Annotated in this window: 21 protein-coding genes; 7 read left to right on the forward strand and 14 right to left on the reverse strand. The window is 61.8% G+C overall.

Annotation, left to right across the window (positions count from 1 at the left end; all coding sequences use genetic code 11):
• The first annotated feature begins 84 nt into the window (after window positions 1-84).
• From AB5Y99_RS02335 to AB5Y99_RS02345, 3 genes are read left to right on the forward strand one after another with little or no spacing between them, the layout of a single operon-like run.
• Entirely contained in the window at window positions 85-1,668 is a 1,584-nt protein-coding gene (locus tag AB5Y99_RS02335; protein WP_139746971.1) for an ABC transporter ATP-binding protein, read from the forward strand.
• Window positions 1,668-2,786 (forward strand): ABC transporter permease, encoded by a 1,119-nt coding sequence (locus AB5Y99_RS02340; RefSeq protein WP_368208586.1) that lies wholly within the window; start codon window positions 1,668-1,670, stop codon window positions 2,784-2,786. Before AB5Y99_RS02335 ends, AB5Y99_RS02340 begins: the two co-directional genes overlap by 1 nt.
• A gap of 2 nt (window positions 2,787-2,788) precedes the next feature.
• Window positions 2,789-3,754 (forward strand): ABC transporter permease, encoded by a 966-nt coding sequence (locus tag AB5Y99_RS02345; RefSeq protein WP_252656952.1) that lies wholly within the window; start codon window positions 2,789-2,791, stop codon window positions 3,752-3,754.
• Window positions 3,755-4,019: 265 nt separating this feature from the next.
• Here the strand turns inward: AB5Y99_RS02345 and AB5Y99_RS02350 are convergent, their stop codons facing one another.
• Complete coding sequence (locus AB5Y99_RS02350; protein ID WP_021230729.1) at window positions 4,020-6,011, reverse strand: bifunctional 2',3'-cyclic-nucleotide 2'-phosphodiesterase/3'-nucleotidase; 1,992 nt, start codon at window positions 6,009-6,011, stop codon at window positions 4,020-4,022.
• A 361-nt stretch (window positions 6,012-6,372) separates the two neighbouring features.
• On the opposite strand from AB5Y99_RS02350, the gene AB5Y99_RS02355 reads away from it, so the two are divergent.
• Complete coding sequence (locus AB5Y99_RS02355) at window positions 6,373-7,314, forward strand: hypothetical protein (protein ID WP_368208588.1); 942 nt, start codon at window positions 6,373-6,375, stop codon at window positions 7,312-7,314.
• An 81-nt stretch (window positions 7,315-7,395) separates the two neighbouring features.
• Here AB5Y99_RS02355 and mgtE read toward each other — a convergent pair whose 3' ends face one another.
• The 9 genes from mgtE to argS all read right to left on the reverse strand — a co-directional run bounded on the left by mgtE (window position 7,396) and on the right by argS (window position 19,085).
• Window positions 7,396-8,820, reverse strand: a complete 1,425-nt coding sequence (gene mgtE / locus AB5Y99_RS02360) for a magnesium transporter (RefSeq protein WP_123172126.1) — start codon at window positions 8,818-8,820, stop codon at window positions 7,396-7,398.
• A 146-nt stretch (window positions 8,821-8,966) separates the two neighbouring features.
• Window positions 8,967-10,367, reverse strand: coding sequence for a siroheme synthase CysG (gene cysG / locus AB5Y99_RS02365; RefSeq protein ID WP_368208589.1), 1,401 nt, complete (start codon window positions 10,365-10,367; stop codon window positions 8,967-8,969).
• Window positions 10,368-10,379: 12 nt separating this feature from the next.
• Window positions 10,380-11,192, reverse strand: a complete 813-nt coding sequence (gene nirC / locus AB5Y99_RS02370; RefSeq protein WP_268031994.1) for a nitrite transporter NirC — start codon at window positions 11,190-11,192, stop codon at window positions 10,380-10,382.
• A 57-nt stretch (window positions 11,193-11,249) separates the two neighbouring features.
• Complete coding sequence (gene nirD, locus AB5Y99_RS02375) at window positions 11,250-11,567, reverse strand: nitrite reductase small subunit NirD (RefSeq protein WP_041202829.1); 318 nt, start codon at window positions 11,565-11,567, stop codon at window positions 11,250-11,252.
• Window positions 11,567-14,113, reverse strand: a complete 2,547-nt coding sequence (nirB, locus tag AB5Y99_RS02380; RefSeq protein WP_042864761.1) for a nitrite reductase large subunit NirB — start codon at window positions 14,111-14,113, stop codon at window positions 11,567-11,569. Before nirB ends, nirD begins: the two co-directional genes overlap by 1 nt.
• A 265-nt stretch (window positions 14,114-14,378) precedes the next feature.
• Window positions 14,379-15,707, reverse strand: a complete 1,329-nt coding sequence (gene hslU, locus AB5Y99_RS02385; protein WP_033136355.1) for an HslU--HslV peptidase ATPase subunit — start codon at window positions 15,705-15,707, stop codon at window positions 14,379-14,381.
• 65 nt (window positions 15,708-15,772) lie between these two features.
• Window positions 15,773-16,306 carry an ATP-dependent protease subunit HslV gene (gene hslV, locus AB5Y99_RS02390; RefSeq protein WP_005342555.1) on the reverse strand — a complete coding sequence of 178 codons (534 nt, stop codon included), beginning with the start codon at window positions 16,304-16,306 and terminating at the stop codon, window positions 15,773-15,775.
• Window positions 16,307-16,493: 187 nt separating this feature from the next.
• Window positions 16,494-17,336, reverse strand: coding sequence for an SPOR domain-containing protein (locus AB5Y99_RS02395; RefSeq protein WP_368208591.1), 843 nt, complete (start codon window positions 17,334-17,336; stop codon window positions 16,494-16,496).
• 3 nt (window positions 17,337-17,339) lie between these two features.
• Window positions 17,340-19,085 (reverse strand): arginine--tRNA ligase, encoded by a 1,746-nt coding sequence (gene argS / locus AB5Y99_RS02400; protein WP_368208593.1) that lies wholly within the window; start codon window positions 19,083-19,085, stop codon window positions 17,340-17,342.
• Between the two features lie 310 nt (window positions 19,086-19,395).
• Here argS and AB5Y99_RS02405 point away from each other — a divergent pair, with 310 nt between their 5' ends.
• From AB5Y99_RS02405 to AB5Y99_RS02415, 3 genes are all read left to right on the forward strand, one after another.
• Window positions 19,396-19,962 carry an LON peptidase substrate-binding domain-containing protein gene (locus AB5Y99_RS02405; protein WP_236322915.1) on the forward strand — a complete coding sequence of 189 codons (567 nt, stop codon included), beginning with the start codon at window positions 19,396-19,398 and terminating at the stop codon, window positions 19,960-19,962.
• A 141-nt stretch (window positions 19,963-20,103) separates the two neighbouring features.
• Window positions 20,104-20,673, forward strand: coding sequence for a sigma-70 family RNA polymerase sigma factor (locus AB5Y99_RS02410; RefSeq protein ID WP_005355542.1), 570 nt, complete (start codon window positions 20,104-20,106; stop codon window positions 20,671-20,673).
• Window positions 20,666-21,361: a ChrR family anti-sigma-E factor gene (locus AB5Y99_RS02415; protein ID WP_368208595.1), complete on the forward strand. Its 696-nt coding sequence runs from the start codon at window positions 20,666-20,668 to the stop codon at window positions 21,359-21,361. The genes AB5Y99_RS02410 and AB5Y99_RS02415 overlap by 8 nt, the downstream gene beginning before the upstream one ends.
• A gap of 66 nt (window positions 21,362-21,427) precedes the next feature.
• Here the strand turns inward: AB5Y99_RS02415 and bacA are convergent, their stop codons facing one another.
• From bacA to AB5Y99_RS02435, 4 genes are all read right to left on the reverse strand, one after another.
• Window positions 21,428-22,243 carry an undecaprenyl-diphosphate phosphatase gene (gene bacA / locus AB5Y99_RS02420; RefSeq protein WP_005355537.1) on the reverse strand — a complete coding sequence of 272 codons (816 nt, stop codon included), beginning with the start codon at window positions 22,241-22,243 and terminating at the stop codon, window positions 21,428-21,430.
• 115 nt (window positions 22,244-22,358) lie between these two features.
• On the reverse strand, window positions 22,359-23,348 hold the full coding sequence (gene galM, locus AB5Y99_RS02425) for a galactose-1-epimerase (RefSeq protein WP_368208596.1): 990 nt from the start codon (window positions 23,346-23,348) through the stop codon (window positions 22,359-22,361).
• On the reverse strand, window positions 23,345-24,493 hold the full coding sequence (gene galK, locus AB5Y99_RS02430; RefSeq protein WP_368208597.1) for a galactokinase: 1,149 nt from the start codon (window positions 24,491-24,493) through the stop codon (window positions 23,345-23,347). The genes galM and galK overlap by 4 nt, the downstream gene beginning before the upstream one ends.
• Window positions 24,490-25,548, reverse strand: coding sequence for a UDP-glucose--hexose-1-phosphate uridylyltransferase (locus AB5Y99_RS02435; RefSeq protein WP_368208644.1), 1,059 nt, complete (start codon window positions 25,546-25,548; stop codon window positions 24,490-24,492). The genes galK and AB5Y99_RS02435 overlap by 4 nt, the downstream gene beginning before the upstream one ends.
• Between the last annotated feature and the right edge of the window lie 36 nt (window positions 25,549-25,584).

Genomic DNA, 25,584 nt, shown 5'->3' on the forward strand with positions numbered 1-25,584 from the left:
TAGATAGTTGCTACGACTCTCAACGCACCACCGGCCCGCACGGGCCGGTTTTTAGTCTTATTTCATGAAACGCAGGGCTGCATCATGGACCAGACAGATCGCTATGCCATCGAATTAAGAGGTATCGATAAGCGGTTCGGCGAAGTGTACGCCAACAAGCTGATCGACCTTAAGGTTCGCAAAGGCAGTATCCACGGCATTGTCGGCGAAAATGGCGCCGGTAAGTCCACCCTGATGAGCATCATTTATGGTTTCTACCATGCCGACAAAGGCGAGATGCTGATCGACGGGAACCCTTTCAAACCCCATGGCTCACAAGATGCGATTGCCGCAGGCGTGGGCATGGTTCACCAGCACTTCATGCTGGTCAATAACTTCACCGTATTGGAAAACGTCATCCTCGGCGCTGAGAACGGCTGGCACCTTCAGCAGAGCGTGGCGTCAGCCGAAAAGTTGCTTGGCGAACTGGCGCGAGACTATGGCCTCGACGTGCCGTTGCACGAAAAGGTCGAAGATCTGCCGGTTGGCTTGCAACAGCGGGTCGAAATTCTCAAGGCGCTCTATCGCGGCGCCCGCATCCTGATCCTCGACGAGCCGACCGGGGTACTGACCCCGCAAGAGGCGGATCACCTGTTCGAGGTGCTGAAAAAGCTGCGGGATCAGGGGGCGACCATCATCCTCATCACCCACAAGCTGCGGGAGATCCTGGCCATTACCGATCAGGTCTCCATCATGCGCCGTGGCGAGATGGTGGCACACGTCGCCACCAAAGATACCGACAAGGAGCAGCTGGCCGAACTGATGGTGGGCCGCAAGGTGCGCCTCAAGGTCGACAAGGGGCCAACCCAACCCGGTGAAGCCAAGCTGAAGATCGAAGGGCTCAGCTATTTCGATGCCAGCAAGGTGGAGCGGGTCAAATCGGTCAGCTTCGAGGTGCGGGCCGGTGAAGTGGTCGGCATCGCCGGGGTCTCCGGCAACGGCCAGTCCGAACTGCTCAGCCTGCTTGGCGGCATTCTCAAGCCGAGCAAGGGGGGCTTCACCATCAGCAGCCGCAGCGGTGTGCACAAAGTGAGCGCGGAGCACCCGGCCGATCCCGAGCTGGTGCGCAACTACGGCCTCGGTCATGTGCCGGAAGACAGGCACAAGATGGGGCTGATCAACCGCTTCGAGGCGAAAGAGGCCTTTATCCTCGGTTATCACCGCCGCCCGCAATACAACAAGGGGTGGCTGCAAAACAAGGAGGCGATCCAGCAGGATTGTCAGGCCAAGATGGAGAAGTGGGACGTGCGCCCGCCCCATCCCGACCACAAGACCGCCAACTTCTCCGGTGGTAACCAGCAGAAGCTGGTGATCGCCCGCGAAGTGGAGCAGGACCCGGATGTGCTGTTGATCGGCCAGCCGACCCGCGGGGTCGACATCGGCGCCATCGAGTATATCCACCAGCAGATCATCGCCATGCGCGACAAGGGCAAGGCGGTCTTGCTGGTCTCGGTGGAGCTGGACGAGATCATGAGCCTCGCTGACCGGATTCTGGTGATTGCCGATGGTCGCATCGTCGGCGAGCTGGATGGTGCCAAGGCGGATGAGCGCACCATTGGTCTGATGATGGCGAACATAGTGCCGGACGAAGTTGCTGGCGTGTCTGGCGTAGCCAAGGAGGCCCACTGATGAGCCAAGTACGTATTCCTGCCTGGGTCTCCGTGGGCGTCTTGTCTGCGGTCAACATTCTGCTGGCCTTCCTGGTGTCGGCCATTCTGTTCTACTACCTCGACATCAACCCGGTCGATGCCGCCAAGATCATGTGGTACGGCGCGTTCGGCACAGGTGAAGGGGTCGGCTTCACCCTCTACTACGCAACCGGCTTTATCTTTACCGGTCTGTCGGTGGCGGTCGCCTTCCACGCCGGTCTGTTCAATATCGGTGGTGAAGGTCAGGCCTATATTGGCGGGCTCGGTGTGGGTCTGGTCTGTCTGATGCTCGGCGATGTGCTGCCGTTTGCCCTGCTGTTGCCGCTCTCCATCATTGCCGGTGGTCTGTTCGGTGCGGCCTGGGCCTTTATTCCGGCCTGGCTGCAAGCCAAGCGCGGCAGCCATATCGTGATCACCACCATCATGTTCAACTTCATCGCCGCCTCGCTGATGGCCTATCTGCTGGTGGAGGTGTTCAAGCCGCCCGGCTCGATGGCGACCGAGAGCAAGGTGTTTGCCGAAGCAAGCTGGCTGCCCAAGATGAGTGGGCTGGCGAACCTGTTCGGGATGGAGATCCCCAACAGCCCGCTCAATATCAGCTTCTTCTGGGCGCTGATCTGTGCGGCGCTGGTGTGGGTCTTTATCTGGCACACCCGCTGGGGCTACGAGATCCGTTCGGTCGGCGCCAGCCAAAGCGCCTCCGCCTACGCCGGTATCTCCTATCCCAAGGTGGTGATCCTGGCCATGGTCATCTCCGGCATGCTGTCGGGCTTCTTCGCCCTCAACGTGCTGCAGGGTGAGCTGCACCAGATCAAGCTCAACTTCGTGGAAGGGTTCGGCTTCACCGGTATCGCGGTGGCGCTGATGGGGCGCAACCATCCGGTCGGCGTCATCATCGCCAGCCTGCTGTTCGGTTTCCTCTATCAGGGGGGCGCCGAGCTCAGCTTCGAGTTCGGTGTCGATCGCAACATCGTGGTGGTGTTGCAGGGTCTGGTGATCCTGTTCTGTGGCGCCCTTGAGCACATGATGCGCCCGCGCATCGAGCAGCTCTATCTGGCGTTTGCCAACCGCTCAGCCGCGCACGCTAAAGGAGTCTGATCATGTTTGAAATTCTGATCCTGATGCTGGATGCGACCATTCGTACCGCGCCGCCCCTCATTCTCGCCGCCATGGCGGGCATGTTTTGCGAGCGCTCCGGGGTGGTCAACATCGCGCTGGAAGGCAAACTGCTGGCGGCGGCGTTCGCCAGTGGTGCGGCGGCGGCGGTCTCCGGTTCTGCCTGGATAGGTCTGGGTGCCGGGGTGGGTGTCTCCATCCTGTTTGCCCTGATGCACGGCTTTGCCACCATCACCCACCGCGGTGATCAGGTGGTGAGCGGCATGGCCATCAACATTCTGGCGGCCGGTCTGACCGTCACCCTGGGCCGTTACTGGTTCGATCAGGGTGGCCAGACGCCGGCACTCTCCGGCGATGCCCGTTTTGCCCCCATCGATCTGCCCTATGCCAAGGAGTTGTGGGATGTGCCGGTGATCGGCCAGCTCTACAGCGAGTTGCTGAGCGGCCACTCCCTGCTGGAGTACGTGGCGTTCGCCTGCGTACCGCTGGCCTGGTGGGTGATGTTCCGTACCCGCTTCGGTCTGCGTCTGCGGGCGGTGGGCGAGGCGCCCGCAGCGGTCGATACCGCCGGTATCTCTGTGATGCGGATGCGCTACACCGCGCTCCTCATCGGCGGCCTGCTGGCCGGTATCGGTGGCACCTATCTGGCGGTGGCCCAGACGGCCCAATTCATCCCCAACATGAGTGCGGGCAAGGGCTTTATGGCGCTGGCGGCGCTGGTGTTCGGCAAGTGGCGCCCATGGAATGCCATGGCCGCCTGTCTGCTGTTCGGCTTCCTAGATGCGGTCGCCATCCGCCTGCAAGGGGTCAGCATCGGTGGTTTCGCCATTCCGGTGCAGGCCATCGAGGCACTGCCCTACATCCTGACCGTGTTCCTGCTGGCCGGTTTTATCGGCCGAGCGGTGGCCCCCAAGGCACTTGGTACACCTTATGTGAAGGAGCGGGAGTAGCGCTTTTGATTGCGATACTCCCACCCAAGCAAATAACAGCAGGCCCACTTCGGTGGGCCTGTTTTTTATGGGCGGGATGGGGCAGACCAGCCGGGATCTGGATGGTGTGATAGAGGGGGATGATGGCGTGAAGGGATAAACGGGCTGTGTGAGTTGCTGCGGGTAGCGGCTGGCTTACAGGTGCATATCCCGCTGCCAGTACCATTAAAAACCCCCTCTTATCAGGAGGGGGTTGCAGAGGTTATTGCCGGATGAACCCTGAGGCTCAGGGAGCCAGCACCAGCTTGTAGACGCCAAAGCCGGGGTGTTTGGCATCGGTGGGAGGCAGCGTCTCCACATAGTTCAGCTTGCCACCGGTCAGGGCTTGCGCCTCGCTGCGTGGCGAGCTGTAGATGCGCAGATCCAGATTGGCGGGCAGGGGGGCCAGCTGCCAGTTGTTGTCTGCCGGGGGCTCGAAACCGGCCGGATTCTTCTCTGCCAGATCCTTGAGGTATTCGGAGAGCACTTCGCGGGTTTCGAACTGATCTTCATGGACGATCACCTTGGCGTTGATGCCCGGGAAGTTGCCACCACCGCTGGCGCGGTAGTTGTTGGTCACCACGTAGAACATCTGGGCCGGGTCGATTGCCTTGCCCTGATAGGTGAGGTTGGTGATGCGATAGCTGTCGCTCACCTTGTTGCCATCCACATCGTAACGGGCGGGTTTGGTCACATCGACCTGATAGTTCACCCCGTCGATCACGTCGAAGTTGTAGGTGCGGTACTTCTCGTTCACCAGCCACTGGGTGGCGGTGCTGGCGGCATCGATCTTGTTGAACTGGACGGCGCTCTTCTCCAGCCACTCCTGCACGGTCGCGCCATTGATGGCTACCACCTGCAGGGTGTTGGGGTAGACATAGAGGTCGGCCACGTTGCGCAGGGAGATATCGCCAGCCGGTACATAGGTGAAGTCGGTCGGGCCGTTGCGACCGCCGCGGAATGGCGCGGCGGCGGAGAGGATGGGCCATTTCTCCTTGAGCTGACCATCCTGTTGCAGCTTCTTGGCATGCCACAGCTGGGCGTCGCTGACGATCTGGATGGAGGGGTCATCCTGCACCAGCGCGAAGAAGCTGTGGATCGGTTTGGTGATCTTGCTGAGGGGCTCGTCCAGCCACTGGTTGGCCTGCTCGTGCTCGGCAATGACCTGATCGACTACCGCCTGATCTTCGGTGCTGCTGGCACTGCTGTCGATTTTGCGCAGCTGGGACTGGCTGGAGGCCACTTCCCAGCGACCCTCTTTCCAGGTCATGTGCAGGTCGATGATGCCGAGGTGGTTACCCCAGACGCCCGGCATCACGGTCGGTACGCCCGCCAGGGTGCCTTTCTCGTTGTCCACGTCGGTCATGTTGGGGTAGTCGCCCGGGAAGGTGCGGTGGGCGTGGCCCAGCAGCAGGGCATCGACCCCTTTCACTTTGGCCAGCGGCAGTGCGGCATTCTCCATCATGGGTTCGCGCGGGTCACCAATGATGCCGGTGTGGGCCACGACCACGACGATGTCAGCGCCCTTGGCGCGGATTTCGGGTACATAGTGCTCGGCGGTCTCGACCATATCGGCCACCACCACCTTGCCTTCCAGATTGCGCTTGTCCCACTGGGTGATCTGGGGCGGAGTCAGGCCCAGCACACCGACCTTGATGGTCTGGGTATTGCCGTTGGCATCCTTCACCTGACGATCCAGCACCACATAGGGTTTGAACTTCTGCTTGCTCCAGTCGATGGTGCCCTTGCCATCACGACTGAAGGCATCGGCCTGGAAGACGTTGGCGTTGATGTAGGGGTAGTTGGCCCCTTTCAGGGTCTCTGAGAGGAAGTCGAGACCGAAGTTGAATTCGTGGTTGCCCAGGTTGCCGACATCATAGCTCATGGTGTTGAGCGCCTTGATGGCGGGGTGGGTCTGCTTGCTCAGCCACTGCTGTTTGACCTGCTGGTCGTGGATATAGTCGGCCAGCGGGGTGCCCTGGATCAGGTCGCCGTTGTCGATCAGCAAGTTGTTGGCGTTCTCTTCGCGGGCCTTGCGGATCAGCACAGCGGTGCGGGCGAAGCCCAGCGAGGCATCCGGCTTGTTCTGGTAGTAGTCGTAACTCAGCAGGTTGGAGTGGATATCAGAGGTTTCGATCAGCCGCAGGGTGAGATCACCGGGGGCCTGAGAGTTGTTGTCGTCACAGCCGGACAGCAAAAAGATAACTGCCACCGCGCTCAGTTTGAGGGTGGTTTTCATTGTTGAATTCTCTTGTTATGGGTATGCCAGCGTGGTGCATTCTATCGACAGCAAAAGAATCCGATTGTGAGCAGGCTGGCAATTCGGGCTAATTACCCTCCTGTTAATAGAGTTATGGCTCTGATTTTAATCTCTTTTTTGTCTTTCTTCAGGGCCGCCACCCTCAATGCTATTTCACTGTTAGTCACCCTGTTGTCGTCACCGCTGTGCGGTCGGGGCAAGCGGCGCGGTCTGCCGCTCCTGCGAGGTTGTAATGGTTGGTTACAGATCTTCATTCGACTGATAGATGACCTTTCCCTTAAATTCAGCGGCGATTGATTGCATCTAAAAATTACAAAGCGACAGCAAGGAATAAAACCTCATGAAAATGCACAACAAAGCGCTGCTGACCATCGCCTGCGCTGCGGCCCTGTCTGCCTGTGACAGCGAAAAAGCTGCCAACAGCATTGCCAAGCGGGTGCCTCTGGCTCTGCCGGAGGCGGGTCTTTACCAAGCGAATCTGATGAGCCGCGACGGCGACAAGGCAACGCCGCGCATGATCAAGGATCTGGATGGTCTGGCGCTGGTCTACCCGAAGGGTGAAACCGTGCAGCACTGGGGTGTCTGGGTGGATCATCAGGTGGGCAAGGTCGAGACCAACAGCCAGTGGCTGGGTCAGGCTGACCAGAAAGCCGACAAAGACGGGATCTACCCGGTGCAGTTGATCCGCAACAGCGAACGGCTCGGCACCAGCACGGCGCTCAGCTCGGTGACCAACGACCACAACCTCATCACCTTCCAGGATCAGCCGGTCATCGATCTGCAGGGCAAGGAGATCAAGCGCTGGGTTTTTGATTTCACCCGAACTGGCACCAAGTTCTCCGACAACTCCCCCATCTATTCCGGTTTCAGCGGTCATGTGGCGGTGACGGCTCTGACCACCAAAGCGGTGACCACGGCCAGCTGGAGTGCCACGGGCAGCGATGGCTTCAGCAGCGACATGGTGGGCAAGGTGGATACCACCAACAACGGCGGCAAGCTGACGGTGGCGATCGAGTTTCCGGCGGCAGGTTGTACGCTGGTGGGCGAGGGGAGTGCCACTGCCGGGTTGAGCAAGCTGACCATGACCGGGTTTGGCAAGTGCAACTTCAAGCAATCCGCTGCCGCCACGCCGATCGAAAACCTCTGGAATGCAGCTCTGGCCCGGGCGATGGATAACAGCGTCGCCTATGTCACCACCTATACCACGGATGCCAAAAAAGAGGCGCTGGTCATCGGCTTCCCCGACACCAATGGCTTGCAGATCACCGCTGACAAGCGATAAGCAGCCCAACGGCAGGGGCGTGCAAACGCGCCTGAAACAACAAGGGAGCCAGTGGCTCCCTTGTTGTTTTCAACGCACGGTTTACAGCAGGAACAGGGTCGCCAGCCCGAGGAAGATAAAGAAGCCGCCGGTATCGGTGATGGCGGTGATCATCACGCTGGCACCGACTGCCGGGTCGCGGCCGAGTCGGGTCATGGTCATGGGGATGATGACTCCCATCAGGGCGGCCACCAGCAGGTTGAGCATCATGGCCAGGGTCATCACGGCGCCGAGCGCCGCATCCTGATAGAGCAGATAGGTGGCGATGCCCATGGTGCCGCCCCACACCAGCCCGTTGATAAAGGCGACCCCGAGTTCCCGCAGCAGCAGGAAGGAGAGGTTGCCCGCCTGAATGTGCTGCAGTGCCAGCGCCCGCACTATCATGGTGATGGTCTGGTTGCCGGTGTTGCCGCCGATACCGGCGACGATGGGCATCAGCGCCGCCAGTGCCACCAGCTGGGAGATGGTGTGCTCGAACAGGCCGATCACCCGCGAGGCGACAAAGGCGGTGCAGAGGTTGATGGCAAGCCAGGCCCAGCGGGTCTTGACCGCCTTGGAGACAGGGGCGAACACGTCTTCATCCTCGCTGATACCCCCCATCCGGCGCAGGTCGGTGTCACTCTCCTCATAGACCAGATCCACCACCTCTTCGACGGTGAGGCGGCCCATCAGCTTGCCCTTGCCATCCACCACGGCGGCGGAGAGCAGGTCATCCCGCTCGAAGGTGCGGGCCGCCGCTTCGTCGTTATCCTCCGGATCGAAGGTGACCGGATCCCGTTCCATCACGTCGCTCACCAGGGTAGCGGGTTTGTGCAGCAGCACTGTGGTGAGGGCCAGCTCCCCCAGCAGATGGTTGCGGCGATCGATGACGAACAGCTTGTCGGTGTTGGCGGGGATCTTGCCGCGCAGGCGCAGATAGCGCTGCACAGTGGCCAGACTCACTTCGGGGCGGATGGTGATGATCTCGAAGTCCATCATGGCGCCGACGGTGTGCTTGCCGTAGCGGATCACCTCCCGCACCCGATCCCGGTCGGCGGGGGCCATATAGGTGAGCAGCCGCCCCATCAGGTTGCGTGGCAGGTACTGGCCCAGATAGATCTGGTCGTCGATATCCAGGGTGCGCAGGGCGTGCAGCAGCTCCTTGTCGCTCATACCGCTGATGAGGCTGTCCCACACCGTCTCCGACGCTTCGACCAGAATCTGGCCGCGCTTCTCCTCCTCCACCAGTGCCCACAGGGCATGACGTTCATCGGGCGGCAGCGACTCCAGCGCATCGGCGACGTCGGCGGCGGGCAACCCGTTGACCAGAGTGGTGAGTTCGCTGGTCTGATCGCGCTGCTCGGCATCCTGCACCGCCTGCGGGTCGAGCAGGCTGTCGGTGAGGGCATCATCGCGCAGCAGCAGGGTGAGAATGCGGGATCTGTCATCCGCGCGCTGCCTGGCGCTGTTCTTGATGGGAAGAGACATGGGATGAATTCCTGAGATGGTAGCCAAGGGCTCAATGCCCATAGGATACCAGACTTAAAACAACAGGTTATGACCGTGATGGGAGAAGAGGGAGGTAAAAGTGAGGCCACCTGCTGGTGGCCTCATGGTGAGTTGCCGAGGATCCCTCAGGCGAGGGCTCGTTGGCGCTGTGGGGCCTCGCCAAACCAGGCGAGCCGGTCGGCCAGGGTCACCACCGAGCCCACCATGATGAGGGCAGGACTTTCGACCCCCATCGCCAGTGCGGGCAGCTCATCGAGAGTGCCGCGAATGACCCGCTGGCAGGGCTGGGTGCCGCGCTCGATTAGCGCCACCGGGGTGTTGCTCGCCTTGCCGTGAGCCAGCAACTGCTCGCGGATGGTGGTGCAGGAGGAGAGCCCCATATAGAAGACCAGCGTTTGCCGATCTTTGGCCAGCAGCGGCCAGTCGAGATCCCGGGCGCCCCCCTTGCCGTGGGCGGTAACGAAACGGACGCTTTGGGCGTGGTCGCGGTGGGTGAGCGGAATGCCGGCGTAGGCGGCGCAGCCGCTGGCCGCGGTGATGCCGGGCACCACCTGAAAGCCGATGCCTGTGCCAACCAGCGTCTCCAGCTCCTCGCCGCCACGGCCGAAGATAAAGGGGTCGCCCCCCTTCAGTCGCACCACCCGCTGCCCCTTCTTCGCCTCCTCCAGCAACAGCTGGTTGATCCCCTCCTGCGGTACGCAGTGGTTGCCCGCCTGCTTGCCGACGAAGATGCGCTTGGCATCCCGGCGCACCAGCGCCATCACCTCGTCCGAGACCAGCCGGTCATAGACCACCACGTCGGCCTGCTGCATCTGGCGCAGGGCGTGCAGGGTGAGCAGGCCCGGATCGCCGGGGCCTGCTCCCACCAGCACCACCTCGCCACTGGAGTGACTTTCGTCGGCAAACAGGCTGTCGGCCAGTTGGTTGGCCGAAGCGTGATCGCCCCGTGCCAGCGCCTGCCCGAGCCGATCCGCCCCGAGCAGCCGCTCCCAGAAGCGGCGCCGCTCCCCCATGGTGGCGAAGCGCGCCTTGACCCGATCCCGCAGGCTGCCGGCGAAGGCCGCCACGGCGCCCAGATGCTGGGGCAGCAGGGCTTCGAGTTTTTCTCGCAGCAGCCGGGCCAGCACCGGCGCCTTGCCGCCGGAGGAGATGGCTACCATCAGCGGCGAGCGGTCGATGATCGACGGCATGATGAAGCTGGAGCGTTTCGGGTCATCTACCACGTTGGCAAAGATCCGCGCCTGGTTGGCGCTCTGGTAGACCAGCGCATTCACCTCGCGCCGATCGGTGGCGGCCACCGCAAGCCACTTGCCCGCCAGTTGCTGCGGCGCGAATTCACCGGCCAGCCACTCGATGCTGCCGTTGGCAGCCAGTTCCGCCAGCTCGGGGTCGAGCTCGGGTGCGACCACGGTGAGCTGGGCACCGGCATCCAGCAGCAGGCGCGCCTTGCGCTCCGCTACCTCGCCGCCGCCGACCAGCAGCACGGGTTTGTTGTCGAGTCGGCAAAAGATGGGCAAGTAGTCCATGGGGCCTCCGGATCAGGCGGTTCGGGTCTGGTTGGCGGTGCTGGTGGTTTCGCTCACTGCAACCGGGCGCTCAGCCTTGGGGGTGGCATACCAGTAGCCGAGGCCCATAAAGAGGGCGCCGGAGACAGTGTTGCCCAGCGTCACCCACAGCAGGTTGTGGCCGATGCCGCTCAGGGTGTAGGCCTCCGAGTGGGCGCCAAACCAGGAGAGGGCGAACAGGGTCATGTTGGCGATGGAGTGCTCGTAGCCGGAGGCGATAAAGGCCAGCAGGCACCACCAGATGGCGATGAAGCGGGCGGCTCCTTCGGTGCGCAGCGCCATCCAGATGGCGAGACAGACCAGCCAGTTGCAGAGGATCCCCTTCATAAACAGGGTCAGGGCCGGGGCCTGGGTTTTGGCCAGCGCTACCTTGTGGGCCAGACTGCCTGCGTCCGGCAGCAGGCTGCCGCCGTAGGAGTAGATCAGCGCCACCACGATGGAGCCAATCAGGTTGCCGGCCCAGGTCTGCGGCAGGATGCGCAGCAGGTCGGCCATGGTGATTTTGCCCGTCTTCACCCCGAAGGTGAGGAACATGGTGTGGCCGGTAAACAGCTCGGAGCCGGCGATGATCACCAGCGTCAGGGCGATGCCGAAGGTGGCCCCCATCACTAGCGGCCGGATGGCGGGATCCACCAGATTGCCGAGGGTGAAGATGAGGATGATGCCGAGGCCCACATAGGCCCCCGCCATGGCGGAGCTGAGCCAGAAGCCGAGCTTGTCGCTGCGCTCGAAGCGGTTGATGCGGGCCGCGTTGGCGGCGCACTTGTTGATGGTTTCCGTGTACATCTTGTGAGTCCTTGAAAGGGCTGCCCTCTGGCAGCCCGAAAGAGAGTGAATTTGGCTTTAGACGGCGACCCAGACCTGCTGATCGCGCACTTCAACGGGGTAGCTTTGAACCGACATCGCAGGGTTGTCGAAACAGTGGCCATCGCTCAGGCGAAAGCGCTGCTTCTTGAGCGGGCTGGCGACCCAGAGCTCGCCGTCGTGTTCGCAGATCAGGCCCCGCGACAGCACGTTGGCGGCGAAGAAGGGATCCCGGTTGTCGATGGCGAATACCTCGGCCGCCGCGCTCGGGCGGAACAGAGCGATCTGGCGACCTTCAATGAGTGCGCAGACACCGGTTCCCGGCAGAATGTCGTTGAGTTGGCAGGCAAGTTTCATCATTTGGTCTCCACCTCGATCTGGTAGACGGGGATGCGCTCGGCCGGGGTCGCCGGTCGATGCTGGTCGCGTTCGCTGACGAACTGAACGTCCGGGTCGCGCTTGTCGCTGTTGATGAAGTGGCTGAAGCGCTTGAGCGCCTCCTCTTCGTTGAGGGTGCGCGACCATTCGCACTCGTAGCTGTCGATCAGGGTCTGGATATCGCGCTCCAGCGTCTCGGCCAGTCCCAGCTTGTCGTCGACGATCACCTCGCGCAGGTAGTCGACGCCCCCTTCCAGATTGCCGAGCCAGACCGAGGTGCGCTGCAGTTTGTCGGCGCTGGTGACGTAGAACATCATAAAGCGGTCGATCAGCTTGATGAGGGTTTCGCGGTCGAGGTCAGAAGCCAGCAGGTCGGCATGGCGCGGTTTCATGCCGCCGTTGCCGCCCACATAGAGGTTCCAGCCCGCGTCGGTGGCGATGATGCCGACATCCTTGCCCTGCGCTTCTGCACATTCGCGGGTACAGCCGGAGACACCGAACTTCATCTTGTGCGGGGTGCGAATGCCTTTGTAGCGGTTCTCGAGGAAGACCCCGAGGCCGACGCTGTCCTGCACGCCGAAGCGGCACCAGGTGCTGCCGACACAGGTCTTGGCCATACGCAGCGCCTTGGCGTAGGCCTGACCGGTTTCGAAACCCGCAGCCAGCAGCTTGCGCCAGATGGCAGGCAGATCATCCTTCTGGGCCCCGAACAGGCCGATGCGCTGGGCGCCGGTGATCTTGGTGTAGAGCTTGTAGTCGCGGGCCACTTCGGCCACCGCCAGCAGCCCTTCCGGGGTCACTTCGCCGCCGGCCATGCGCGGGATGACGGAGTAGCTGCCGTCCTTCTGCATGTTGCCGAGGAAGATGTCGTTGGTGTCCTGCAGCGGGATGTTGCGCGGGCTCAGCACATGCTCGTTCCAGCAGGAGGCGAGGATGGAGCCGACGGTCGGTTTGCACACCTCGCAGCCATAGCCTTGGCCATGCTTGGCCAGCAGCTCGTCGAAGCTCTTGATCCCCTCCACCTTGACCAGATGGAACAGCTCCTGACGGGAGTGGGGGAAGTGGGCGCAGAGGTGGTTGTTGACCTCGATGCCCTGCTTCACCAGCTCGGCGTTGAGCACCTGACTGATGAGCGGCACGCAGCCGCCACAGCCGGTACCGGCCTTGGTGTGCTGCTTGATGGCGGCCAGCGTGGTGTGACCCTCGGCCACCGCCTTGGCGATGTCGCCCTTGGAGACGTCGAAGCAGGAGCAGATCTGGGCGCTTTCCGGCAGGGCGTCCACCCCCAGCGTCGGTTTGGCACCGGCGTAGGCGGGCAGGATCAGGGTGTCCGGGTGGCTCGGCAGCGGCAGGGCGTTGAGCATCATCTGCAGCAGGTTGCCGTAATCTTCCACGTCACCCACCAGCACGGCACCGAGCAATCGGCTGTTGTCTTCGCTCACCACGATCTTCTTGTAGACGCCGGCCTGATCGTCCTGGAACACATAGCTGTGGCTGCCCGGGGTGCGGCCATGGGCATCACCGATGGAGCCGACGGAGACGCCGAGCAGCTTGAGCTTGGCACTCATGTCAGCCCCTTCGAAGCGGCTGTCGCCGCCGAGCAGATGGTCGACGGTGATCTGGGCCATCTTGTAGCCCGGCGCCACCAGTCCGAAGAAGCGGCCCTGCCAGGCGGCGCACTCGCCGATGGCGTAGATGTCGGGGTCTGAGGTGAGGCAGTGATCGTCGATGACGATGCCACCGCGCTCGGCGATGGCGAGATCACCGTAACGGCCCAAGGTATCTTGCGGGCGAATGCCGGTGGAGAAGACCACCACGTCCACTTCCAGCTGGCTGCCGTCAGCGAAGGCGAGGCGGTGTTTCGCCTGCTCGCCGCCATGCATCAGGATCTCGCTGGTGCTCTTGCTGGTGTGTACCTGCACGCCCATGGATTCAATCTTGCGGCGCAGCAACTGGCCGCCCTGACCATCGAGCTGCTCGGCCATCAGTACCGGAGCAAATTCCACCACATGGGTTTCGAGACCCAGCGCCTTGAGGGCGCCGGCGGCTTCCAGGCCAAGCAGGCCGCCACCGATCACCACCCCGCTCTTGCCGCTCTTGGCTGCGCTGCGGATGGCTTTCAGATCCTCGATGGTGCGATAGACGAAGCACTCGTGGTGCTGACTGCCCGCAATGGGCGGTACCCAGGGGTAGGAGCCGGTGGCCAGCACCAGCTTGTCGTACCCGACCACAGTGCCCTTGTTGGAGTGCACTTCGCGGTTAGCCCTGTCGATTTTTTTCACCGCTTCGCCGAGCAGCAGGCGGATGCCGTGCTTGTCGTAGAAGCCGGGTTTGACGAGGGAGAGATCTTCGCTGGTGTGATGGGAGAAGTAGGAGGAGAGATGGACGCGATCGTAGGCGGGACGGGGTTCTGCACCGAAGACGGTGATCTCGTAGCGGCCCGGGTCGGCCCGCTCGATCAACTCTTCGATGAAGCGGTGCCCCACCATGCCGTTGCCCACAACGACCAGTCTGACTTTGCTCATGATTGCCTCTAGTTTGGAGTAATAAAACATCATTCTGGGGCTAGGCTACCCAGTCAGTCGGGGCGGGCAATTGATGCAAATCAAGTGTCTATTTATATATCTCGTCAGGGGTAATTCGATAAAATTCAAAGATATACAAAATTAGGTATACCAGTTGAGTGTTTTGCTGCTGGGTGCGAGTGGGACATAGAGAGAAGGGCGCTGGGTCTTAAAATGCAAAACGCCCCCATTGCTGGAGGCGTTTTTTTTACAAACAGAATTGCGCTTACAGAATAAAGCGGCTCAGATCCTCGTCTTCAATCAGCTTGCCGAGGTGGGCGTTGACGTAGTCGGTATCGATGACAAAGGTCTCGCCGGACTTCTCGGAGGCGTCGTAGGAGATGTCTTCCATCAGGCGTTCCATCACGGTGTGCAGACGACGGGCACCGATGTTCTCGGTACGCTCGTTGACCTGCCAGGCCGCTTCGGCCAGACGGCGGATGCCATCCTTGGTGAACTCGATATTGACCCCTTCGGTGGCCATCAGCGCCTTGTACTGATCGGTCAGCGAGGCGTTCGGTTCGGTCAGGATACGCTCGAAGTCATCTGTGGTCAGGGCGGTCAGCTCGACGCGGATCGGCAGACGGCCCTGCAGCTCGGGGATGAGGTCGGACGGCTTGGCAATCTGGAAGGCGCCGGAGGCGACAAACAGGATATGGTCTGTCTTGACCATGCCGTGCTTGGTGTTGACGGTGCAGCCCTCGACCAGCGGCAGCAGGTCGCGTTGTACCCCTTCACGGGAGACATCGGGGCCCGAGCTCTCACCGCGCTTGCAGATCTTGTCGATCTCGTCGAGGAAGACGATGCCGTTGTTCTCGACCGCAGCGATCGCTTTCTGCTTCAGCTCTTCCGGATTGACCAGGCGGGCCGCTTCCTCTTCGATCAGCGCCTTCATGGCCTCTTTGACCTTGATCTTGCGCTTCTTCTTCTGGTTCTGGCCCAGATTCTGGAACAGCCCCTGCAGCTGGTTGGCCATCTCTTCCATGCCCGGCGGGGTCATGATTTCGACGCCCATCGGGGAGGCGGAGAGTTCCAGCTCGATCTCCTTGTCATCCAGCTGACCTTCCCGCAGTTTCTTGCGGAAGATCTGGCGGGTGTTGGAGTTGTCGGCTTTCTCTTCTTCACCCCAGGTGTTGCGCGGGTTGGGCAGCAGAGCGTCGAGGATGCGCTCTTCAGCGGCTTCCTCGGCGCGGTATTTCATCTTCTCCATCTCGGTTTCGCGCACCAGCTTGATGGCGGCATCGGTCAGATCGCGAATGATGCTGTCCACTTCCTTGCCGACATAGCCCACTTCGGTGAACTTGGTCGCTTCCACCTTGATGAAGGGGGCGTTGGCCAGCTTGGCCAGACGACGGGCAATCTCGGTCTTGCCGACACCGGTCGGGCCGATCATCAGGATGTTTTTCGGGGTCACTTCATGGCGCATCTCTTCGTTGAGCTGCATCCGGCGCCAGCGGTTGCGCAGGGCAACGGCAACGGCGCGCTTGGCATCGGCCTGACCAATGATGTGACGATCCAGCTCGTGGACGATTTCTCTCGGGGTCATCTCGGACATGATGGTGTTCCTGTATCCGGGGCGGGCAGTGCCCACCCCTTGGGAAATTGGGTTGGCTGGCGGCCTTACTTGGCAGCGTAGTCCAGCACTTCGATGGTGTGGTTGCCGTTGGTGAAGACGCAGATATCGCCCGCAATCTTGAGGGACTTCTCGACAATGGTCCTGGCATCCAGCTCGGTGTTTTCCAGCAGCGCGATGGCGGCGGACTGGGCGAAGTTGCCGCCGCTGCCGATGGCGATGAGATCGTGCTCCGGCTGTACCACGTCACCGTTGCCGGTGATGATGAAGGATTTGTGTTCGTCGGCCACGGCCAGCAGCGCTTCAAGGCGGCGCAGGGCGCGATCGGTGCGCCAATCTTTGGCCAGCGCCACGGCGGCGCGCTCCAGATTACCCTGATGGGCCTGCAGTTTTGCTTCGAAACGTTCGAGTAGGGTGAAGGCGTCGGCGGTACCGCCAGCGAAACCGGCCAGCACCTTGCCGTTATAGAGACGATGAACCTTGCGGGCGTTGCCCTTCATGACGGTGTTGCCAAGAGAGACCTGGCCATCGCCACCGATGACGACCTGACCGTTGCGGCGAACTGAAACTATGGTAGTCACTTTACTTACCTCGCTTGAGCCGAATGACGGCCTGACTGTGCATGGCAAGAAAGATGGGGATGGCAAACGGGCTTTTCAACCCTGCCTTTGGTCGGGATAAACGGGGTAGCAAACAGCGTGGGTGCGAGTGGCACCAAAAGAACAGGGCCGGGTGTTGCCACCCGGCCCTGCGTCATCGGTAAGCGGATTACCCTTTCTTGGGAATGCAGCCGCTGATGCCGGAGCTCTGCAGCTTGCCGTTGGCCGCGTCGGCGGCCGCCTTGCCGTTGAAGGGGCCCACCATCACCTTGTAGACGGTACCGTTGGCTGTGTTGACCACCTGCAGGCTGGAAGAGAGACCGGCGGTGAAGGCGATACGTGCCTTGAGCGACTCTGCGGAATCCTGCGAGCGCAGAGCCGCGCACTGCATCATATAGCGACCGCTGTCGGCGGCTGCGGTCTGGGCTGGCGGGTTAGCCGCTTTGGCCTTGGCCGCTTCGGCCTGCTCCCGCTCCAGCTCGGCACGGATCTCCCGCTCCATTCGCTCCCGTTCGGCCTGGCGATCGATCACCTGTTCCCGAGCGCTGGCAACGGGCGCACCGTTGTCAGGCGTGGTCGCCGGATTGGGCTGATAGGGCTTGGGCTGGCCGATAGGTGTTCCCGGTTGGGGAATGTCGGTCGGTACCGGTTGCGGCAGCTTTTCCGGCTGCAGGGTCAGAGTATCGGCGGGGGGCGGTGGCAGCACGCCCGGCTGGGGCGGTGGCTCGATAACATCGACCTGCTTGTTCTCAAGCCGTTCGATGTAGCTCCACTTCTCCTGTGGCAACCCGTTGTTCTGTGGTTTTGGCTTGTTGGCCTTTACCTGCTCTTCGATGGTGGGGGCGTCGCTGCCCTTGCCATTGATCATGTAAAGGAAGCCACCAAAGCCTGCCAGCAGTGCCACGACCAGCAGCACTGGAATAACAGGAAAGCGGCGAGGGGCCGCTTTCTTGCTGTTTCGACCACCCGCCCGACGTCGCGGGCGGCTGCCGACATAATCCCGGGTTGCCATCTATTACATGCGCTCCAGGGTATGGATGCCCAGTACGCCGAGGCCCAGTTTCAGCACCTTGGCGGTGGCGGCGCAAAGCAGCAGACGGCTCTGACGGGTTGCCTCGTCCACGCCATCCTTGTTGATCGGGCAGGCTTCATAGAAGGTCATGAAGTTGCCGGACAACTCGTACAGGTAGGTACAGAGCAGGTGCGGCATGCCTTTGTCGGCCACGCCATTGACCGCGTCGGAGAACTGGATCAGCTTCTGGGCCAGCACCTCTTCGGCCTCTTCGTTCAGGGTCACATTGCCGGTCAGGGTAGCGGCATCGACGCCAGCCTTGCGGAAGATGGACTGGATACGGGTGTAGGCATACTGCAGGTAAGGGGCGGTGTTGCCTTCAAACGACAGCATCAGATCCCAGTCGAAGATGTAGTCGGTAGTGCGGTTCTTGGAGAGATCCGCATACTTGACCGCGCCCATGGCGATTGCGTTGACCACGTTGGCCTTCTCTTCGGCAGAGAGGTCGCTGTTGCGGCTCTCCAGCAGGGCAGCGGCGCGCTCTTCCGCTTCGTTGAGCAGGTCAACCAGCTTGACGGTGCCACCGGAACGAGTCTTGTAGGGACGACCATCCTTGCCCAGCATCATGCCGAAGGCGTGGTGCTCAAGCGGCACGGATTCCGGCACATAGCCCGCCTTGCGGGTGATGGTCCAGGCCTGCATCAGGTGCTGGTGCTGACGGGAGTCGATGAAGTACATGACACGGTCGGCGCCCAAGGTTTCATAACGGTATTTGGCACAGGCGATGTCGGTGGTGGTGTAGAGGAAACCGCCATCGCTCTTCTGGATGATGACGCCCATGGCCTCGCCATCCTTGTTCTTGAACTCGTCCAGGAAGACAACGGTGGCGCCTTCGCTTTCGACCGCCAGCCCCTTGGCTTTCAGGTCGGCAACGATCTCCGGCAGCATGTCGTTGTACATGGACTCGCCCATGATGTCCTTGTTGGTCAGGGAGACATTCAGGCGGTCATAGTTGATCTGGTTCTGTTCCATGGTCATGTCGACCAGCTTCTTCCACATGGTACGGCAGTACTCGTCGCCGCCCTGCAGCTTGACCACGTAGTTACGGGCACGCTCGGCGAAGGCTTCGTCTTCGTCGTAGCAACGCTTGGCCTGGGTGTAGAAGGCTTCCAGATCCTTGAGTGCCATGTCGCTGGCGTGTTCGTTGGACATCTTTTCCAGATAGGCGATCAGCATGCCGAACTGGGTGCCCCAGTCGCCGATGTGGTTGGCACGGATCACTTTGTGGCCGAGGAATTCCAGCGCGCGCGCAGCCACGTCACCGAGTACGGTGGAACGGATGTGGTGCACCGCCATCTCTTTGGCCACGTTGGGGGCGGAGTAGTCCACCACCACGGTTTGTGGTGCGGGCAACCGTACGTTGGCGTTGGCAGAGGTCACCATGGCCTCAACCTGACCGGCCAGCCAGCGCTGGTCGAAGAAGAAGTTGATGAAGCCGGGACCGGCGATCTCGACCTTGGCGATCAGGTCGGAGGCAGGCAGGTGCTCGATGATGGTAGCCGCCAGCTCACGGGGATTCTTGCGGGCCGGTTTGGCCAGCAGCATGGCCAGGTTGGTAGCCAGGTCGCCGTGAGCTTTTTCCTTGCATCGGTCTACTTGCACGCGGGCTTCCAGGTCCGCCGGCAGGACGCCTGCTGACTTGAGATTGGCTACCGTTTGTTCAAGTAGATGATGAATATGCTCTTTCATAACTGACCACCAAGGTTGCGCGTCGAAAAATGACTGATATATAAGGGCGTGAATTTTACCCGCATCGGCCCGAGAAAACTATAGGGATGACCCGCCGCTCGCTGTCGGGCGGATATTTCACTGCGTTTAGCGCCATATTCCAGAATATTGGGCGGAAATTACGGTGCTTATCCATTTCTACTGCATATCGAAGCGGCTTGTCCAGGCTATTTTCCCCTGATTGTTAAGGGTTTTTCCTTTCCGCTGACGGGAATGATCTCCTCCCTCTGGCCCGGCGTATCAACAGAGGTTCCCAACCGAGGAGTTTGCGATGCGACTGGCGCTGTTTCCCCTATCTGCCCACCTGCTGCCCGGCGGCGTCATGCCGCTGCGGATCTTCGAACCGAGATACCAGCGGATGATCGCAGAGGCGGGGGAGTCCGGCTTTGCCCTCTGCATGGTGGACCCTCGCCAGCCCGACGCTCTGCGCAACATGCTGCCCATCGCCACCCGGGTCACCATCATCGATTTCGACCGGCTGCCGGACGGCATGCTGGGGATCACGGTGCAGGGGATGGAGCGGGTGCAGATAGAGGATCTGTGGCAGGAGCCCGATGGCCTGCGTATCGGCGAGGTGACGCCGCTGACGGCCTGGCCGCCCCGCCGGCTCCATCCTGATCAGCAGCCGCTGGTCGATGCGCTGCGGGAGGTGTTTGCCGACTATCCCGACTATGCCGCCCTCTATCCCTCCCCTCGCTGGGACGATGGCAACTGGGTGGCCCAGCGCTGGCTGGAGGTGCTGCCGATCCCCCCTGAACAGAAACAACTGCTGCTGGCCGCCGCCGACAATCAGCCCGCCATCGCCCTGCTCAAAGGGGTGCTGGTGGCCAGCCACTGATTTTTTCCTGACCCGCTGATCCGCCACTGCCGCAGCGCCGTACAAGTCATCACCACAGCATGTTCGACAGCACACCAAAGGGATGGCGCAATGGCATATACTGGCCAACCACACTCGACCATACGCAGGACCTCGCCCGTGATGGATAACCCGGATGGCGATCTCAAATCTCTGCTGATCAGGGTGGCAGAGCAGGCCGACAAGGCTGCTTTTGCCCGCCTGTTCCAACACTTTGCGCCGCGTATTCGCAGCTACGGCCTGCGCCACCTCGGCAGCGAAGCCAACGCCATGGAGCTGGTGCAGGAGACCATGCTGCTGGTGTGGCAGAAGGCGCGTCTCTACCACCCCGAGAAGGGGGCGCCGACCACCTGGATCTACACCGTGATGCGCAACCAGTGCTTCGACATGCTGCGCCGTCGTCGCGCCAGCAAGGAGGATCTCTGTGCCGAGGAGCTGTGGCCGGTGCTGGAGTTTCAGGCCGAAGAGGAGCACCTGAGCGGGGGGGAAGATGCGGTGCTGACTCGTCAGATGGCCCATTATCTGGGCACCCTGCCGGAGCCGCAACAGCAGGTGGTGCGTGGCATCTATCTGCAGGAGTTCTCCCAGCAGGAGTTGGCGGAACGACTCGGCGTGCCGCTCGGTACCATCAAGTCCCGCCTGCGGCTGGCGTTACAGAAACTGAAAGAGCAAGTGGAGCAAGGCCATGATTAAAGCCCATCCGACCGACCCTATGCTGCGTGCCTTCGCCGCTGACGAGCTCCCTCTGCCGCTGGCGGTGGGGCTCTCCGCCCACTGTGAACTCTGCCCCGATTGTGCTGCCCGACTGAAGACATTCGAAGAGGAGCTGGCGCAGCTATATCTTGCTTCGCCAGCAGAGCCTGAGCTGGACTCCCGCGATGAAGTGGCGCTGGATGCCGGATTTGACGCCATGCTGGCGGATATTCTGGCCCAGCCGCTGGCAGAGCCCCTCTCCGAGCCAACATATGACCAGCCCCGAGTCCAGCCCGGCGAGCTGGAGGTGGCCGGTCACGCCTACCGTTTGCCACGGGTGCTGGCCCGCTACCGTTCGCCCAAGTGGCGCCATATCGGGGCTATTCGTCAGCAGAGTTTGCCGCTGGACGAGATGGGGGCACGCGCCAGCCTGCTCCATATCGAAGCGGGCGGCCGCATCCCCGAGCACACCCATCAGGGCTATGAGCTGACCTTGCTGCTGGCTGGCAATATTCAGGATGGCGATACCCTTTACAAGGCGGGGGATTTCATCTGGCGTGATGCCAGCCACTCCCACAGCCCGCATACGCCGGACGGTTGCCTCTGCTACACGGTGCAGGATGCGCCGGTGCAGTTCACCAAGGGGTTGTCGCGGCTGCTGAATGGCATCAGCCAGCACCTCTACTGAGCACTATGACGCCATAGAAAAAGGGACCATATTGGTCCCTTTTTTCATTTGATTGCTGGTTGCCGGTCAGGCGACAAACACCAGATAGACGGCGAATGCCACGATAAAGCGGTAGATGGCGAACGGGATAAAGTCGATGCGGCGGATCAATGTCAGGAAGGTCTTGATCGCAAACATCGCCACCACGAAGGCGGTGATAAAGCCCACAGCAAACATCGGGAAGTCGGCCATCGAGAGGAAATCGCGGCTCTTGTAGAGATCAAGCCCACTGGCCGCCACCATCATGGGCACCGCCATGATGAAAGAGAACTCGGCGGCGGCGTGACGACTGATCCCCATCAGCATGCCACCACTGATGGTGGCGCCGGAGCGGGAGAAGCCGGGCCACAGGGCCAGACACTGGAACAGACCGATGCCGAACGCCTGCTTGTAGCTGATGTCATCCAGGGTTTCGGCTGTGACGGCCGGGCGGAACTTCTCGGCGATGATGAGCAGGATGCCCCCCGCGACCAGCGCGTACATTACGGTCTGCGGACCAAACAGGTTGGCCTTGATCCAGCTGTGGATGGCCAGACCGACCACGATGGCGGGCATCATGCCGAGGATGACATGCACCAGCGACAGGGTGGCGTGATCCCGGGACGGCTTCTGGCCGAAGTGGATGCCAATCAGGCCAAACAGGCGGCGCCAGAAGACGGCGACCACGGCGAGGATGGAGCCAAGCTGGATCACCACTTCGAAAGTGGCAGCCTTGGGCCCTTCAAAGCCCAGCAGATGGCCGACGATAATCATGTGGCCGGTGGAGGAGACGGGGAGGAACTCGGTCAGCCCCTCGACGACGCCCAGAATAAAGGCGACCAGCAGGCTATAAGTGTCAGTCATCGAACAAACAATCCTTAACTTCGTTGATGTAAAAACGCCCCGAAAGGGTCTCGGGGCGGCATATCTTGCTCGATTGTGACTGCTGAGGCTATGTAAAAATCATGAATTCTTTAAGTTAGTCGCGGATAAAGCGGTAGCGGGTCTGGTGGTGATAACGCTCGCCCGGCAGCAGCCAGGGGTTGCCCAGCTCGGGGCGATTGGGGCTGTCCGGTAGCTGTTGCGCCTCAAGACAGAAGCCGTCGTGATCCCGGTGCGACAGGCAGCTACGGTTCGGGGTATTGGCCAGCCAGTTGCCGGTATAGAACTGTAGCGAGGGTTGGTTGGTATAGACCTCCATCGCCAGCTGTCTGTCACCCGATACCACGTGAGCAGCCCACTCCTGCGCCGGGCCGTTGAGCACAAAGGCGTGATCGTACCCCTTGGCTTGTTGCTGCTGGGGATGGCTCAGCCAATCCTGTCCGACAAGGCGCTCGCGGCGCAGATCGAACGGCCCCTCCACCGGAGTGATGGTGATCGGCAAACCGCTCGGGTCGGTCGGCAGGAAGTGGTCGGCATTGATGCTGATGAGGTGGTCACGGACATCGTCGCCATCGGTTTGCCCATCGAGATTGAAGTAGGCGTGGCTGGTGAGGCTGACCGGCGTAGCGGTATCCGTGCTGGCGATGAAATCCACCACCAGATCGTTCTGCTCCAGCCGGTACTCCAGGGTGACCCGCAGATTGCCGGGAAAGCCCTGATCCCCCGCTCGGGAGAGCAATGCCAGCTTGACCCGATCCGCCTCCAGCTCCTTGATTTGCCAGCGCTGGCGATGAAAGCCTGCCTGCCCGCCGTGCAGACAGTTGGGGGCCTGATTGGCATTCAGCGGCCAGCGCTGTCCATCACGCACCAGCTCGGCACCGCCGATGCGGTTGGCGAAACGCCCGGCCACCGCACCCAGCCACACCTGCTGGGTGGGATAGGCGTCGTCGGCACAGCCCAGCAGCACTTCACGCCGTTTGCCCACCACCGGCAGGGTGAGGGAGGTGAGGGTGGCGCCGAAGTCGAGGCCGCGCAGCCGCAGCCCCTCTTCATTTTCCAGCTCGAACGGGGTCATGGCGCTGCTCATAGCTTGCCTGCACCGGCGCTGGCAGAGCAGACGTAGCAGTCGGCCTTGAGGCCAGAGATGGCCGGATACTCCGCCTCGACGGCGGCAATCACCTCGGCCACTTTCTCCGGGCGCAGCAGGGCGACCACGCAGCCGCCGAAGCCGCCACCGGTCATCCGCACGCCACCATCTGTGCCGATCCTGGCCTTGATGATCTCCACCAGACCGTCGATGGCGGGCACTGTGATCTCGAAGTCATCGCGCATGGCGGCGTGCGACTGGGCCATCAGCTCGCCGAGACGGGTCAGATCGTGGCTCGCCAGCGCATCGGCGGCCGCCAGAGTGCGGGCATTTTCCCCAACGATGTGGCGGGCACGACGATAGCAAGCATCATCCAGCCCGGCCTTGCGCGCTTCCAGTCCGGCCAGATCGAGGTCGCGCAGCGCCTTGACTCCGTAGTGACGGGCGGCCGCTTCGCACTGCTGGCGACGGGTGTTGTATTCGCTGTCTACCAGACCGCGGCGCACATTGGAATTGACGATCAGCACCGCCAGATCCGCCGGCATGGGGATGAGGCGGGTCTCCAGCGAGCGGCAGTCGAGCAGCAGGGCATGATCCGTTTTGCCGCTGGCGGAGATCATCTGATCCATGATGCCGCAGTTGCAGCCGACGAACTTGTTCTCCGCCTGCTGGCCGTTGAGGGCGATCTCGGCCTGGCTGATGTCGAGCCTCAGCGCCTCTTTGAATGCCTGACCGATGGCTACTTCCAGCGAGGCGGAGGAGGAGAGCCCCGCCCCCTGCGGCACGTTGCCGGAGACCACCAGATCGAGGCCGCGCAGGGCATAGCCGCGCTCCTGCAGATACTTCACCACGCCGCGGATGTAGTCGCTCCAGCGCTGGCTGGGGTGGTGCTCGATGGGCTGGTCGAGGTCGAACAGGTCGCGCTGGTTGTCGTAGTCGGCGGCGATCACCTGCACTTGTCGGTCATCGCGCAGGCCGATGGCAACGCAGGTCTCGTAGTCGATGGCGCAGGGCAGCACGAAGCCGTCGTTGTAGTCGGTATGTTCACCGATGAGGTTGACGCGGCCGGGGGCGCGCACCAGCAGATCGGGCGCTTTGGCAAATTGCTCGGCAAAAACGGTGCTGACGCGTTGGCTGGGGGTCATAGGGCCTCCTCATTGGTGTGGCTGGTCTGGGTGTAGTGAATGGGGCTCAGGGCGCGCAGCCGCTCGGCGGCCTGCTCCGGAGTCAGGTCGCGCTGGGTTTCGGCCAGCATCTCGAAGCCCACCATAAATTTGCGCACGGTGGCGGAGCGCAGCAGTGGCGGATAGAAGTGGGCATGCAACTGCCACGCCTCGGGGCAATCCGATTTGGGCGGGGCAAAGTGCCAGCCCATGGAGTAGGGGAAGCTGCACTCGAACAGGTTGTCGTAACGGCTGGTGAGCTCCTTGAGCGCTACCGCCAGATCCTGTTGCTGGGCCTGGGTCATATTGAGCATGGAGGGGACGTGCGCCTTGGGCAGCAGCAGGGTTTCGAACGGCCAGGCGGCCCAGAAGGGGACCACGGCAAGCCAGTGTTCGGTATCTACCACGATGCGCGAGCGATCCGCCAGCTCCCGCTCCACATACTCCAGCAGCATGGGGCGGCCATGCTCGGCCAGCCAGTCACGCTGGTGCTGCTCTTCGCGGGCGATCTCGTTGGGCAGGAAATCGCTGCCCCAGATCTGGCCGTGGGGGTGCGGGTTGGAGCAGCCCATAACGGCCCCTTTGTTTTCAAATACCTGCACCCACTCCCACTGGGCCGACAATTCGGCGACCTGATCCCTCCAGGTGGTGATCACCCCTTCGATGGCGAGCAACGGCAGCTCGGGCAGGGTCTTGCCGTGATCCGGCGAGAAGCAGATGACCCGGCTGGTGCCGCGGGCGGCTTCCAGCTTCAGCAGGGGATCGCTGGCGCTATTGGCGGCCGGGGTATCCTGCATCAGGGCGGCGAAGTCGTTGGTAAAAACGAAGGTGCCCTTGTAGTCGGGGTTGATGTCGCCGGTGACCCGGGTGTTGCCCGCGCAGAGGAAACAGTCGGGATCGTGGGCCTGTTTGGGGGCCTGACTCACCTTCTCCACCTGTCCCTGCCAGGGGCGTTTGGCCCGATGGGGGGAGACCAGCACATACTGGCCGGTCAGCGGGTTGAAGCGGCGATGGGGATGATCGACGGGGTTGAACATCATCTCTCCTGAATAAGGTATTGAAAAATAAAGTCG

Source organism: Aeromonas sp. R4-2, from assembly GCF_040908295.1.
Classification (GTDB): Bacteria; Pseudomonadota; Gammaproteobacteria; order Enterobacterales; family Aeromonadaceae; genus Aeromonas; species Aeromonas veronii.

Coding starts and splice junctions, on each gene's coding strand:
- AB5Y99_RS02335 (WP_139746971.1), top strand. CDS start 85: ATGGACCAGACAGATCGCTATGCCATCGAATTAAGAGGTATCGATAAG.
- AB5Y99_RS02340 (WP_368208586.1), top strand. CDS start 1,668: ATGAGCCAAGTACGTATTCCTGCCTGGGTCTCCGTGGGCGTCTTGTCT.
- AB5Y99_RS02345 (WP_252656952.1), top strand. CDS start 2,789: ATGTTTGAAATTCTGATCCTGATGCTGGATGCGACCATTCGTACCGCG.
- AB5Y99_RS02350 (WP_021230729.1), bottom strand. CDS start 6,011: ATGAAAACCACCCTCAAACTGAGCGCGGTGGCAGTTATCTTTTTGCTG.
- AB5Y99_RS02355 (WP_368208588.1), top strand. CDS start 6,373: ATGAAAATGCACAACAAAGCGCTGCTGACCATCGCCTGCGCTGCGGCC.
- mgtE (WP_123172126.1), bottom strand. CDS start 8,820: ATGTCTCTTCCCATCAAGAACAGCGCCAGGCAGCGCGCGGATGACAGA.
- cysG (WP_368208589.1), bottom strand. CDS start 10,367: ATGGACTACTTGCCCATCTTTTGCCGACTCGACAACAAACCCGTGCTG.
- nirC (WP_268031994.1), bottom strand. CDS start 11,192: ATGTACACGGAAACCATCAACAAGTGCGCCGCCAACGCGGCCCGCATC.
- nirD (WP_041202829.1), bottom strand. CDS start 11,567: ATGAAACTTGCCTGCCAACTCAACGACATTCTGCCGGGAACCGGTGTC.
- nirB (WP_042864761.1), bottom strand. CDS start 14,113: ATGAGCAAAGTCAGACTGGTCGTTGTGGGCAACGGCATGGTGGGGCAC.
- hslU (WP_033136355.1), bottom strand. CDS start 15,707: ATGTCCGAGATGACCCCGAGAGAAATCGTCCACGAGCTGGATCGTCAC.
- AB5Y99_RS02395 (WP_368208591.1), bottom strand. CDS start 17,336: ATGGCAACCCGGGATTATGTCGGCAGCCGCCCGCGACGTCGGGCGGGT.
- argS (WP_368208593.1), bottom strand. CDS start 19,085: ATGAAAGAGCATATTCATCATCTACTTGAACAAACGGTAGCCAATCTC.
- AB5Y99_RS02405 (WP_236322915.1), top strand. CDS start 19,396: ATGCGACTGGCGCTGTTTCCCCTATCTGCCCACCTGCTGCCCGGCGGC.
- AB5Y99_RS02410 (WP_005355542.1), top strand. CDS start 20,104: ATGGATAACCCGGATGGCGATCTCAAATCTCTGCTGATCAGGGTGGCA.
- AB5Y99_RS02415 (WP_368208595.1), top strand. CDS start 20,666: ATGATTAAAGCCCATCCGACCGACCCTATGCTGCGTGCCTTCGCCGCT.
- bacA (WP_005355537.1), bottom strand. CDS start 22,243: ATGACTGACACTTATAGCCTGCTGGTCGCCTTTATTCTGGGCGTCGTC.
- galM (WP_368208596.1), bottom strand. CDS start 23,348: ATGAGCAGCGCCATGACCCCGTTCGAGCTGGAAAATGAAGAGGGGCTG.
- galK (WP_368208597.1), bottom strand. CDS start 24,493: ATGACCCCCAGCCAACGCGTCAGCACCGTTTTTGCCGAGCAATTTGCC.
- AB5Y99_RS02435 (WP_368208644.1), bottom strand. CDS start 25,548: ATGTTCAACCCCGTCGATCATCCCCATCGCCGCTTCAACCCGCTGACC.